The following is a 12,817-nucleotide window of genomic DNA, read 5'->3' on the forward strand; positions in this document are numbered from 1 at the left end:
GCGTGGGCGACCGCGCCGCGCGAGCCGGGTGCAGTAGCTGCTACCGCCGAGTAGGGTGATGCCGGCGACGTCGGCGGGACGACGGCTCAGGCGATGAGGACGGTGCGGCAACCATGACAGAGGACACGCGGACGCAGGATTCCGGCACGGACGCGCAGGGGCGGTACGGCCCGTACGAATCGATGACCGTCGAACGCGCCGGACACGTCGCCGAGGTGACGCTGACCGGCCCCGGCCGCGGCAACGCGATGGGCCCGGCCTTCTGGGCGGAATGCCCACGCGTGTTCGCCGCGCTCGATGCCGACCCGGAGGTCCGCGCCGTCGTGCTCACCGGCTCGGGGAAACACTTCACCTACGGGCTGGACCTGCCCGCGGTCGCGCCCTCGCTCGGCCCGGTGCTCGCGCCCGGCGCGCAGGCGAAGGAGCGCACCGATTTCCACGACCTGATCCTGGCCATGCAGGAGGCCGCGAGCGCCGTGGAGCGTTGCCGCAAGCCCGTCGTCGCCGCCGTCGCGGGCTGGTGCATCGGCGGTGGCGTGGACGTGATCACCGCGGCCGACTTCCGCTACGCGTCCGCCGATGCCCGGTTCTCCATCCGCGAGGTCAAGGTGGGGATGGTCGCGGACATGGGCACCCTCGCGCGCATCGCGGGGATCGTCGGCGAGGGCCACACCCGCGAGCTGGCGTTGACGGGCCGGGACATCGACGCGGCGCGTGCCGAGCGGATCGGCCTGGTCAACGACGTGTACGAGGACCGGGACGCGCTGTTGGCCGCGGCACGTACGGCGGCACAAGAGATCGCGGCCAACCCACCGCTGGTGGTGCACGGCGTCAAAGCGGTTCTCGGCCACACCCGCAGCGCCCAGATCGACGCGAGCCTGCGGTACGTCGCGGCCTGGAATGCGGCGTTCCTGCCGTCGAAGGACATCGGCGAGGCGATGGCGGCGGTCTTCGAGAAGCGCACGCCCGAGTTCCACGGGCACTGACCGGCCGATCCCACGGGGCCGGACGGGGCCGGGTTGCGCGCGCCACGGTGTCCGGCGGAAACTTGTAGCCTGCATATTCATCGCGCGGAGCGGCCGTCGCCGCCGGTGCGTCCGAGCGCCGTCCGGGGAGGATGCGTGTCACCAGATCAGCGATTCGGCCCCCACGTGCCGACAGGCGCGGAGGATATTCCCACGTGCACCGATGAGCTCGGCAACCAACTCGCCCGGCTGCACCGGATGCGCGAGCGGACGATGACACAGGTGGGCCGTTTCGGGGCAGACGGCCTGGAGCTGGCGGCCTACCGGTGCGTGTTCGCGCTCCTGCAGCACGGGCCGATGCGGTCCGGCGCGCTGGCGGAGACGATGCTCTCGGACCCGTCGACGGTGAGCAGGCACGTGGCGCAGTTGGTGGAGCGGGGGCACCTGGAGCGGCAGCCGGACCCCGCCGACCGGCGCGCCAGCCTGATCGCGGTCACCGAGTCCGGCCGGCACGCCGCCGACCGGATGCGGCTGCGGCGCAACCAGCGGCTGGGTGCGGTCGTGGGCGCCTGGCCCGAGTCCGAGCGGGTGGAACTCGCCCGGCTGCTGGGCAAGCTGCTCGACGGCTACGAGCAGCGCCGCGACGAGATCGTCGCGGGCGATTCCGCGGCCGGAGGACGGCCGGAGAACGGCCCGCGCAGATGACCGACACCACCCGCGACGCCTCCGAATCGCCCGCCGGGCTCGACCACAAGGCGATCCTCATCATCCTCAGCGGGCTGATGCTGGGGATGTTCCTCGCGGCTCTGGACCAGACGATCGTGTCCACCGCGATCCGCACCATCGCCGACGACCTGGACGGCTATGCGCTGCAGGCCTGGGTGACCACCGCGTACCTCATCACGGCGACGCTGGCGACACCGTTGTACGGCAAGATCTCCGACATCGTCGGGCGCAAGCCGCTGTTCATCAGCGCCATCGTGATCTTCGTCGCCGGATCGGCGCTGTGCTCGTCCGCCACGTCGATGTACATGCTCGCGGGGTTCCGCGCGCTGCAGGGAGTCGGCGCGGGCGGGCTCATGTCGCTGGCGCTGGCGATCCTCGGCGACATCCTCGCACCGCGTGAGCGCGCGAAGTACCAGGCGTACTTCCTCGCCGTGTTCGGCACGTCGAGCGTGCTGGGGCCGGTGCTCGGCGGTCTGTTCGCCGATCACGCGAGCATCCTCGGCGTCACGGGGTGGCGGTGGGTGTTCCTGGTGAACGTGCCCGTCGGACTCGTCGCGTTGATCGTGGTGTTCCGCAACCTCCGGCTGCCGCGCGTACGCCGCGACACGCGCGTCGACTGGTGGGGTGCGCTCGTGCTGGCGGTGGGCCTGGTGCCGTTGCTGATCGTCGCCGAACAGGGGCGCGAATGGGGGTGGGGCAGCGGGGCCGCCCTTGTCTGTTACGCGATCGGCGCGGTGGGGGTGGTCGCGTTCGTGTTCGTGGAGATCGCCATGGGTGACGCGGCGCTGATCCCGATGCGCTTCTTCCGCAACAGCAACTTCGCCCTGGGGGTGGTGATCTCGTTCGTCGTGGGCATGGCGATGTTCGGCGGGATCATGCTGCTGCCGCAGTACCTGCAGGTGGCCAAGGGCTCGACGCCGATGGTCGCCGGGCTGCAGATGCTGCCGCTGGTGCTGGGCATGATGACGGGGTCGGTGGTGTCCGGCCAGCTGATCTCGCGCACCGGGCACTACCGGATCTACCCCATCATCGGATCCACCATGCTCATGGTCGGCATGTTCCTGCTGCACTTCGTGCACGCGGACACGTCGTTCCCGGTGGTCATGGGGTTCATGGCGATCGTCGGCTTCGGGCTGGGCAACATGATGCAGCCGCTCACGCTCGCCATCCAGAATGCGCTGCCCGCGCGCGATATGGGGGTGTCGACCGCGGCGGCGACATTCTTCCGGCAGATCGGCGGCACCCTGGGCGTGGCGATCTTCCTGTCGATCCTGTTCGCGCAGATGACCCCGAACATCACCGAGAGACTGGAGGCGGCGGCCCACGACCCGCAGTACATCGCCGCGGTCCAGCAGGCGGCGACAGGCGGCGACGAGGTGAACAGGACCTTCGCCCAGGGGCTGCTCGACCACGACTCGGCCGCGGCCGGCAAGGTGCTCGAGGACAGCTCCCTGATCCAGCAGCTCGACCCCGCACTGGCCGCGCCGTTGGCGGAGGGATTCTCCGACGCGATGGGGCAGGTGTTCCTGGCCACCACCGGTTTCGCAGCGCTGGCCTGGGTGCTGGTGCTGTTCTGGAAAGAGGTGCCGCTGCGCGCCGCGGGCGGCATCGCAGCGGCACGGGACGAGGAATAGGCGGCTCGACGGAGAACGCACAGCGCCCGCCCCGTCCGCACACCACCGGGTGTGCGGACGGGGCGGGCGCATGGGTGCTTGCGGGCGCTGCGGTGGCGGCGACCGCACCGCAGCGCAGGGCCGTCAGTGCCCGCCCTGCTCCTTCTCGCGCTTGAACGAGCGTTCGACCTCGGCCTCCGCTTCGGCGCGGCCCACCCAGTCGGCGGCCTCGACGTGCTTGCCGGGCTCGAGGTCCTTGTAGTGGACGAAGAAGTGCTTGATGGCTTCGAGCTCGTGCGCGGGCACGTCGGCCAGGTCCTGGATGTGGTCCCAACGGTGATCGCCCGCCGGCACGCACAGCACCTTGGCGTCGCCGCCGGCCTCGTCGACCATGTTGAACATCGCGACCGGCCGGGCCTCGACGATGACGCCGGGGAACACCGACTGCGGCAGCAGCACCAGGGCGTCGAGCGGGTCGCCGTCCTCGCCCAGCGAGTCCTCGATGAAGCCGTAGTCGGCCGGGTACACGGTGGACGTGTACAGGTAGCGGTCCAGCCGGACGCGGCCGGACTCGTGGTCCACCTCGTACTTGTTGCGCTGCCCCTTGGGGATCTCGATGGTGACGTCGAACTCCACGCGTCCTCGCTTTGCGTTGATGATGGCTGGTGGTGGTGATCGCCGGGCGCCACTGATGCCGAATGCGACCACTGTCCGCCGGGCACGGCATCGACCAGGCGCGCGGCGGAGGCAACCCGGCAAGGATAGCGTCCCGGCGGTTACTGTGGACGTCGACCTGGGGGCGCCCGGCCGTGCGGAGCGCCGCGCAGGCGCCTCCGTCCACGCAGAAACCGCCCCCGCCGCACCCGAGGAGAACGACGATCAGCTCGATGCTCAAGCGTGTCCTCCCCGGCCGCGGCGCCGCCGCCGGTCACCTGCACCGGAGGCGCCGGCGCCTCCGGATCGCCGCGGTCGTGCTCGCCGCGCTGCTGGTGGTGGTCGCCGGCGTGCTGGCATGGCGGGTGATCGACGACGGATCCGCGGTCGCGGCCGCGGAGCCGGCTCCCGCGCTGATCACGCCGTCGCCGCAGATCGTGCCCGTCCCGCCGGACGCGCCTGTGCCGACCGCAGCCGGCCTCGACGCAGCGCTCGCGGGCGTGCTGGCAGACCCCGCGCTGGGTGACCTCACCGGCCAGATCAGCGACGCGGCGACCGGCCGCGTGCTGTGGTCGCAGGATGCGCAGCGCCCCCGTACGCCCGCCTCGGTGACGAAGCTGCTCACCTCCGCGGCGGCGCTGCTGGCGATCCCGCGGGACCAGCGGATCACCACCACCGTCGTGCAGGGCGCGGACGGTCGCGTCGTCCTGGTGGGCGGCGGCGATCCGACACTCACCGCGCAGCCCGTGGGGGCCGAGGGGTACTACCGCGGGGCCGCGCACATCGCGCAGCTCGCCGAACAGATCCGCGCCTCGGGGGCGGAGGTGACCGGCGTGGACGTCGACGTGGACCTCTACCAGGGGCCGACGCTCGCCCAGGGGTGGTTCGACTCCGACATCGCGGCCGGCAACATCATTCCGATGCGGCCGATCGCGCTGGACGGCGGACGCCTCGACATCCGCAATCCCGACTCGCCGCGGTCGGACACGCCCGCGCTGGACGCGGGGCGGGCGCTGGCCGCCGCGTTGGGCGTGGACGCCGGCGACGTGCGCCTGGCGCCCGCGCCGCCGCAGGCGCAGAAGCTCGCGAGCGTACAGTCGGCGCCGATGGTCGAGCTGATCCGCCAGCTGTTGGTCCACTCCGACAACGTGCTGGCCGACGCGGTGGGGCGGCAGGTGGCGCTGGCCACCGGGCACCCCGCGGACTTCGACGGCGCCGCCGCCGCGATCGAATCGGTGCTGCGCGGCGCCGGCTTCGACCTGACCGGCGTGGAACTGCACGACTCGTCCGGCATGTCGGTGGACAACAAGATCCCCGCACGGCTGCTCGACCAGCTGCTCTCCGCCGCCGCGGGCCCCGGGCATCCCGCACTGCGGCCGCTGCTGGACTCGCTGCCCGTCGCCGCCGGCACCGGCACGCTGGCCGACAGGTACGAGACCACCGCGCAGGCCGGTGCGGGATGGGTGCGGGCGAAGACGGGCACACTGTCGGGAGTGAGCACGCTCGCCGGCGTGGTCACCGACGTCGATGGCCGGGTGCTGGCGTTCGCGCTGATGTCCGGCGGCACGGCGCCGGCGGACGCCCGTCCCGCTCTCGACGCGATCACGGCACAGTTGAGGGGGTGCGGATGTCAGGGCTGAACCCCGAGGCGGGGCACGGCGGGCACGAAGAGGGACAGGACGCCTCCGGCGGGGCCGGGCAGGGTTTTCCGGGAGACGACGTCGACTGGGCGTTCGCAGGCGGCATCGCCGCGCGCCTGGCACCGCCCGGGCCCACGATGACCGGCTACACCCGCGACCAGGTGTACGCGGAGCTCGCCCGCGCGTCGGCCTCCGCGGAACCGCACGTGCGGGAGGTCACGGGCCTCGCCGACGGGCTTCCGGTGCCGCCGGCCCGCGTCGTGGACAGGGCCGGATGGGCGCGGGCCGCGACCGCATCGATGGGGGTGCTCACGGGGGCCGGCGCGGGGGAGGCCGGTGCCGACGGCGCCGGTTCCGGACTGGCGGGCAAGGCGGGCGGATTGCAGGCAGGAGCAGTGTTCGCGTTCCTGTCCACCGCGATCCTCGGCCAGTACGACCCGTTCACCGACGACGGCACGCTGCTGCTGGTGGCGCCGAACGTCGTCGCCGTCGAGCGTGCGCTCAAGGTGCGGCCCGCGGATTTCCGCCTCTGGGTGTGCTTGCACGAGGTGACGCACCGCGTGCAGTTCTCGTCGTCTCCGTGGCTCACCGCGTACATGCGCGAGTCGGTCGACCTGTTGGCCACGGAAGCCGACGAGCCGCTCACCGACGTCCTGGGCCGGGTGGCGGAGCAGTTGCGCAAGCGTCGCCGCGGTGAGGAGACGCCGGATGAGAAGGGCATGATCGGGCTGGTCTCCGCGGCGGCGTCGGAGCCTCAGCGTCAGGCCATCGACCGCATGCTCATGCTCGGCACCCTCCTGGAAGGGCACGCCGACCACGTCATGGACTCGGTCGGGCCCGAGGTGGTGCCGACGGTGGCCCGCATCCGCGCGGCCTTCGACCACCGCCGCCAGCACAATCCCAGCGTGATCCAGCGGGTCATGCGGGCGCTGCTGGGCGTCGACGCCAAGATGGCACAGTACGTGCGCGGCAAAGCCTTCGTCGACGCGGTGGTGGAGCGTGTGGGCATGGAGCTGTTCAACACCGTGTGGACGGGGCCCGAGACGCTGCCGCTCAAGGACGAGATCGAGGAGCCGCAGCGGTGGATCGCGCGCGTGCTGGGCTGACGGGCGAGCCGGCACTGCTGCAGATCCGCCGGGCGGTCCGCCGTTGGCTGCCCGCGTACGCGCCGAGCGGCCGGGTGTGCGTCGCGCTCTCCGGCGGAGCCGACTCCCTGGCGCTCGCGGCGGCGGCGGTGCCGGAGTGCGCCGCGCGCGGCGGGGACATGATCGCGTTGGTCGTCGACCACCGGCTGCAGGAAGGGTCCCGGGCGGTGGCGGAGTGCGCGGCCGGGCAGGCGCGGACGCTCGGGTGCGCGGAGGCGCGCGTCGTGGAAGTGGACGTCGCCGGGCGCGGGGGGATGGAGGCCGCGGCGCGTGCGGCGCGGTACGAGGCGCTGGGCGCGGCGCGCGGAGACCGGCCGGTGCTGCTCGCCCACACTCTCGACGACCAGGCCGAGACGGTGCTGCTGGGCCTGGGCCGCGGCTCCGGGGCGGGTTCGATCCGCGGCATGCGCGCCTGGTCGGAGCCGTGGGGGCGTCCCCTGCTGGAGGTACGGCGGGCGGTGACGCGGTCGGCCTGCGCGGAGTCCGGCCTCACGCCGCACGACGACCCGCACAACAGCGATCCGCGCTTCACCCGCGTGCGCTTGCGCCACGAGGCGCTGCCGCTGCTCGAGGAGGTGCTCGGCGGCGGCGCCGCGGAGTCCCTGGCCCGCACGGCCGCACAGCTCGGTGAGGACGATGCGGTGCTGAACGGGCTCGCCGACATGCTGCTGGCGCGGGCTGCGGCGGCCGGTGACGGTGCGGGAGACGGGCTGGACGCGCGGGAACTCGCGTCCGAGGCGGCCGCGGTCCGGCGACGCGCCCTGCGGAGCTGGCTGCGCGCAGAGGGCGTCACCGGACTCACCGATGCGCGGCTGCGCCGGATCGACGCGCTCGTCGGCGACTGGCACGGGCAGGGCGGGGTGGCCGTCGGCGGCGGTGGCCCCGGAGTGCGTGTGGTGGCGATGCGGCAACATGACAGGCTGACGGTGATGCGCGAGGCGGGTGCGCCGGCAGGTGCGGACCCGAGATGAAGTGGAGTGGAATCGTGTCCGACGGTGACGGCAACAACGGCCCGGTGAGCGGGATCGACGGCGGAGCGCAGGGTGCAGGCGGGTTGTACAGCGGCGACATCGCCTCGGTGCTCATCACCGAGCAGCAGATCCGCGACAAGACTGCCGAGCTCGCCGCCGCGGTCGCGGCGCGCTACCCGGAGGCGGGCGGCGGCGACCCGGACCGCGATCTGCTCCTCATCGGCGTGCTCAAGGGCGCGATGATGTTCCTCACCGACTTCGCCCGGAGCATCCAGGTGCCCACCCAGATGGAGTTCATGGCGGTGAGCTCCTACGGTTCGGCCACGTCGTCGTCCGGGGTCGTGCGCATCCTCAAGGACCTCGACCGCGACATCGCCGGACGCGACGTGCTCATCGTCGAAGACATCATCGACTCGGGCCTCACGCTGTCGTGGCTCCAGCGCAACCTCGCCACCCGGAACCCCCGGTCGCTGGAGGTGTGCGCGCTGCTGCGCAAGCCCGACGCGGTTCGCTCCGACTTGGAAGTGCGCGACGTGGGCTTCGACATCCCCGACGAGTTCGTGGTGGGCTACGGGCTCGACTACGCGGAGCGCTACCGCGATCTGCCGTACATCGGGTTGCTCGAACCGCGGGTGTACGCGGGCTGAGTGCCGGCCGCGGGGCGGCCGCTCTGCGTGCCGGGGGCGGTTCGTCACCTCGCCGCGAGCGGAACTTACCGTCGCGAGCGGTTCGTCACCTCGCCGCGGGAACTTACCGTCGCGAGCCGGTCCCCTTGTCGCGGCCTGTTCCCGGGGGTGTTTCCGGATGACCGGCCCGCGCACTGGGGAATGGCTCGCGCACAAGCGGGTGACTGGCACGCGGGTGGTGGTTCGGCTCGCGCGCCGCCGGTGGACACGCCCGCAGTTTGGCGACCCGCGCGCGCATCGCCGGCCCGCTCGCGAGACCCGACCCGTCCCCCGGAACCCCGGGCCTGCCGTCGCCGTCCGCGCGCCCGATGCCCGCCGAGCCGATAGCCTCCAGAGTATGAGCGGTGACGGTACGAGCCCACACAGCCCGAGCCCACACAGCCCGGACGCCGCGCGCGACCCCGTGGGAGCCGTCGACCCGGGCGAGACGGCGGTGGAGATCGCGGAGCGCGTGCGTTCCGGCCGGTGCTCCGCGGATGCCGCGGTGGTCCGGGCGCTGCGCCGCATCGAGGCGCGCGACCATGAGCTGGGCGCCTTTCGTCGGGTGCGCGCGGACGAGGCCCTCCGGGAGGCGCGCGGCCTGGCGGATCATGCCGATCTGGCGCGGCTCCCGCTCGCGGGCGTCCCCGTCGCAGTCAAGGATGTACTGGAGGTGACCGGCGAGTCGGTGCGCATCGGGTCGGCGGCCACGTCGGTGGAACCGGTGCCGGCCGATCACGAGCTCGTCGCCCGGCTGCGCGCCGCCGGCGCCGTGATCGTGGGCCTGACCGCGGTGCCGGAGCTGTGCATCTTCCCCACCACGGACTCGTCGTTCGGGATCACCCGCAATCCGTGGGACCGTTCGCGCACGCCGGGGGGTTCGTCCGGCGGCTCCGGTGCCGCGGTGAGCGCGGGCATGGTGCCGGTGGCGCACGGCACGGACGGCTTGGGCTCGATCCGCATCCCGTCGGCGGACTGCGGGCTGTTCGGCATCAAACCGGGCCGCCATCTGCTGCCCGGCGGTGACGGCGCGGACTCCTGGTACGGCATGTCGGAGTCGGGTCCGATGGCCACGACGGTCGCCGATGCCGCACTCATGCTCTCGGTGCTCGCCGGGGATCCGGGGCTTGCACGTCCGGCGCCCGCGGCAGGTCTGCGGATCGGCGTCTCGGCGGGCACGCCGAGCCCGGTGACGCGCCTGGATCCCTCTCTGGCGGCCGCCCTGGAACAGGTTGCGGACACGCTGCTGCGCGCCGGGCACCAGGTGGCACGGGCGCGGGTGCCCTACCCGCGCAACCCGCTGGGGCTGCTCGCCCGCTGGACGCGTGGACCCGCCGGTCAGGCCCGCACGCTGGACCGGCGCATGCTGGCGCCGCGGACCCGCACGCATACGGCGATCGGCGACGCGGTCGAACGGTGGGGGCTGGCCAAGGACACGTATGCGCAGCGCATCGAGCGGGACATGCGCGCGCTGTTCGCGGACTTCGACATCGTCGCCACACCGACCCTTCTGCGCACGGCGCCGGCCGCCGCCAGGTGGTCGGACAGGCGGTGGCTGCCCAACGCGGTGTCGAGCATCCGGTACGCCTCGTATCCGGGGATCTGGAACGTGCTCGGGTGGCCGGCCGCCAGCGTGCCGGCGGGGCTGCACCCGGGGGACGGGATGCCGATCGGCGTGCAGCTCGCCGGCCCGCCCGGAAGCGAGGCGACGATCCTGGCGCTCGCGGCCGAGATCGAGTCGCTGCGGCCGTGGCCGCGCACCGCCCCGGACTACACCGGAGTCGTGCGCCACTGATCCTGCGCGCCGGGAACCGCGGGGGCGGCGCGTACGTTGTCATTGCAATGGGATGGCGCCGGCGGCCGGAGGGCTGTGGGACGTCGGTGCACGTCCGGGTACCCTGGAGGATCCGGTGACCTGGACGATCCCGCATACCGGAGTTCAGGTGAACGGGCGCGCCGCGGCCGCGCAGCCGGATATGCCATCGAGATGAACCGTGACCGGAAGGATTTGGCCACCGCGGCCGACGCTGTATGAACCGTAAGACGGTGTTCCGGAACCTGGCGATCGTGGCCGGGATCGTGCTGGCGATCTGGGCGGTGATTCAATTCACCGGGGGGTCGAGCGAGTACAAGCAGGTCGACACTTCCGTGGCTGTCGCCCAGCTGGAGGGCGGCAATGTCGAGTCGGCGAACATGCTCGACAAAGAGCAGCAGCTGCAGCTGACGCTGAAGAATCCGGCGGACGGCACCGACGGCAAGACGAAGATCGTCGCCGAGTATCCGGCCGGCGCCGCGGAGGCGCTGTTCGACCAGGTGCAGAACTCGGGCGCCACCAAGTACGACACCACGGTCTCGCAGGAGAGCTGGTTCACCTCACTGCTGGTGTTCATGCTGCCCATGCTGCTGATCCTGGGTCTGTTCCTGTTCCTGATGAACCGGATGCAGGGCGGCGGCCGCGGCGGGATGATGGGCTTCGGCAAGTCCAAGGCCAAGCAGTTGACCAAGGACATGCCCAAGACCACGTTCGACGATGTCGCCGGGGCCGACGAGGCGGTCGAGGAACTCTACGAGATCAAGGATTTCCTGCAGAGCCCCGCGCGCTACCAGGCGCTGGGCGCGAAGATCCCCAAGGGCGTGCTGCTCTACGGCCCGCCCGGCACGGGCAAGACGCTGCTGGCGCGCGCGGTCGCGGGCGAGGCGGGGGTGCCGTTCTTCTCGATCTCCGGCTCGGACTTTGTCGAGATGTTCGTCGGAGTCGGCGCGTCGCGGGTACGCGACCTGTTCGAGCAGGCCAAGCAGAACAATCCGTGCATCATCTTCGTCGACGAGATCGACGCCGTGGGCCGCCAGCGCGGCGCAGGTCTCGGCGGCGGGCACGACGAGCGCGAGCAGACGCTCAACCAATTGCTCGTGGAGATGGACGGCTTCGGCCCGACGAGCAACATCATCCTGATCGCCGCGACCAACCGGCCGGACATCCTGGACCCCGCGCTGCTGCGTCCCGGGCGCTTCGACCGGCAGATCCCCGTCAGCCCTCCGGACATGGCGGGCCGGCGGGCGGTGCTCAAGGTCCACTCGGAGGGGATGCCCATCGCCCCGGATGCCGACCTGGACGGCCTGGCCAAGCGCACCGTGGGCATGTCCGGCGCGGACCTGGCGAACGTGATCAACGAGGCGGCGCTGCTCACCGCGCGTGAGCACGGCACCGTCATCACGGGCGCATCGCTCGAGGAGTCCGTGGACCGCGTGATCGGCGGGCCGCGGCGCAAGAGCCGCATCATCAGCGAGCAGGAGAAGAAGATCACCGCGTACCACGAGGGCGGGCATGCGCTCGCGGCGTGGGCGATGCCGGACATCGAACCGGTGTACAAGGTGACGATCCTCGCGCGCGGGCGCACCGGCGGCCACGCGCTCACCGTGCCCGAGGACGACAAGGGCTTGATGACCCGCTCGGAGATGATCGCCCGCCTGGTGATGGCGATGGGCGGCCGTGCCGCGGAGGAGCTCGTGTTCCACGAGCCCACCACGGGCGCGTCGTCGGACATCGAGATGGCCACCAAGATCGCGCGCGCGATGGTGACCGAGTACGGCATGAGCGCGAAGCTGGGCGCCGTCAAGTACGGGCAGGAACAGGGCGATCCGTTCCTGGGCAGGTCGATGGGCCAGCAGCCGGACTATTCGCTCGAGGTGGCGCACGAGATCGACGAGGAGGTGCGCCGGCTGATCGAGGCCGCGCACACCGAGGCCTGGTCGATCCTCGACCAGTACCGGGACGTGCTCGACACCGTCGCCGGCGAGCTGCTCGAGAACGAGACGCTGCACCGCAAGGAGCTCGAGCGGGTGTTCTCCGCGGTGGAGAAGCGCCCGCGGATCACGACGTTCAACGAGTTCGGCCAGCGGGTCCCGTCGGAGAAGCCTCCGATCAAGACGCCGGGCGAGCTGGCGATCGAGCGGGGCGAGCCGTGGCCGCCCCCGGCTCCCGTGCCGGCGTTCAAGCGTGACCGGGAAGCCGCTGTGGGCGGCGGCCCCGCCGGCCCTTCCGAGACACGGGACCAGCCGGCGGGACACCGTCGGTCAGTGCCGCAGCAGCCGGCGCCGGGCCGCCCCGGGCACTACGCGCAGCAGCCGGAGCCCTCGGCAAACGGCAGCGACTACGGCGCACCGGCCGGGTGGCATGCCCCCGGGTGGCCGCCGGGTGGCCGCCGCCACGGCGGCTTCCGGGATCCCGCGGAGCACGACGGTCCGTCCGCGCGGCCGAACGGGCCGGGGGTCGGCAGGCATCCCGGCGAAGATCGTTACTCTGACCAGGAGGGTGCCGACGGTGAGCGGCATGGCGGCCGAGGTGAGAGCGACGATCGCGGCGGTCGCCACGACTACCCTTCCGACGGCGCGCAGTAGGGCCACCGGGTGTCCGGCGGGCCGGCCGGCGCCTTCCGCG

The 12,817-nt window shown here is 72.3% G+C and carries 10 protein-coding genes; 9 read left to right on the forward strand and 1 reads right to left on the reverse strand.

What is annotated here, in order from left to right:
- The first annotated feature begins 182 nt into the window (after positions 1–182).
- The 3 genes from H4F70_RS03605 to H4F70_RS03615 all read left to right on the forward strand — a co-directional run bounded on the left by H4F70_RS03605 (position 183) and on the right by H4F70_RS03615 (position 3,325).
- Positions 183–986, forward strand: coding sequence for a crotonase/enoyl-CoA hydratase family protein (locus H4F70_RS03605; protein ID WP_372497608.1), 804 nt, complete (start codon positions 183–185; stop codon positions 984–986).
- A 135-nt stretch (positions 987–1,121) separates the two neighbouring features.
- On the forward strand, positions 1,122–1,670 hold the full coding sequence (locus H4F70_RS03610) for a MarR family winged helix-turn-helix transcriptional regulator (RefSeq protein ID WP_235681321.1): 549 nt from the start codon (positions 1,122–1,124) through the stop codon (positions 1,668–1,670).
- Positions 1,667–3,325, forward strand: a complete 1,659-nt coding sequence (locus tag H4F70_RS03615) for an MDR family MFS transporter (protein ID WP_182359065.1) — start codon at positions 1,667–1,669, stop codon at positions 3,323–3,325. Before H4F70_RS03610 ends, H4F70_RS03615 begins: the two co-directional genes overlap by 4 nt.
- 123 nt (positions 3,326–3,448) lie before the next feature.
- Here H4F70_RS03615 and H4F70_RS03620 read toward each other — a convergent pair whose 3' ends face one another.
- Complete coding sequence (locus H4F70_RS03620) at positions 3,449–3,940, reverse strand: inorganic diphosphatase (RefSeq protein ID WP_182359066.1); 492 nt, start codon at positions 3,938–3,940, stop codon at positions 3,449–3,451.
- A 251-nt stretch (positions 3,941–4,191) separates the two neighbouring features.
- On the opposite strand from H4F70_RS03620, the gene dacB reads away from it, so the two are divergent.
- From dacB to ftsH, 6 genes are all read left to right on the forward strand, one after another.
- On the forward strand, positions 4,192–5,598 hold the full coding sequence (dacB, locus tag H4F70_RS03625; RefSeq protein WP_182359067.1) for a D-alanyl-D-alanine carboxypeptidase/D-alanyl-D-alanine endopeptidase: 1,407 nt from the start codon (positions 4,192–4,194) through the stop codon (positions 5,596–5,598).
- Positions 5,586–6,704: a zinc-dependent metalloprotease gene (locus H4F70_RS03630; RefSeq protein ID WP_182359068.1), complete on the forward strand. Its 1,119-nt coding sequence runs from the start codon at positions 5,586–5,588 to the stop codon at positions 6,702–6,704. The genes dacB and H4F70_RS03630 overlap by 13 nt, the downstream gene beginning before the upstream one ends.
- Positions 6,680–7,714: a tRNA lysidine(34) synthetase TilS gene (tilS, locus tag H4F70_RS03635; RefSeq protein ID WP_235681322.1), complete on the forward strand. Its 1,035-nt coding sequence runs from the start codon at positions 6,680–6,682 to the stop codon at positions 7,712–7,714. Before H4F70_RS03630 ends, tilS begins: the two co-directional genes overlap by 25 nt.
- A gap of 83 nt (positions 7,715–7,797) precedes the next feature.
- Positions 7,798–8,361 carry a hypoxanthine phosphoribosyltransferase gene (hpt, locus tag H4F70_RS03640; RefSeq protein WP_182360149.1) on the forward strand — a complete coding sequence of 188 codons (564 nt, stop codon included), beginning with the start codon at positions 7,798–7,800 and terminating at the stop codon, positions 8,359–8,361.
- A 376-nt stretch (positions 8,362–8,737) separates the two neighbouring features.
- A complete protein-coding gene (locus tag H4F70_RS03645) occupies positions 8,738–10,174 on the forward strand; it encodes an amidase (protein WP_182359069.1) in 1,437 nt (478 codons plus the stop codon).
- A gap of 236 nt (positions 10,175–10,410) precedes the next feature.
- Positions 10,411–12,777 carry an ATP-dependent zinc metalloprotease FtsH gene (ftsH, locus tag H4F70_RS03650; protein WP_182359070.1) on the forward strand — a complete coding sequence of 789 codons (2,367 nt, stop codon included), beginning with the start codon at positions 10,411–10,413 and terminating at the stop codon, positions 12,775–12,777.
- The last annotated feature ends 40 nt before the right edge of the window (positions 12,778–12,817 follow it).

It is taken from the genome of Tomitella gaofuii, from assembly GCF_014126825.1.
GTDB lineage: Bacteria > Actinomycetota > Actinomycetes > Mycobacteriales > Mycobacteriaceae > Tomitella > Tomitella gaofuii.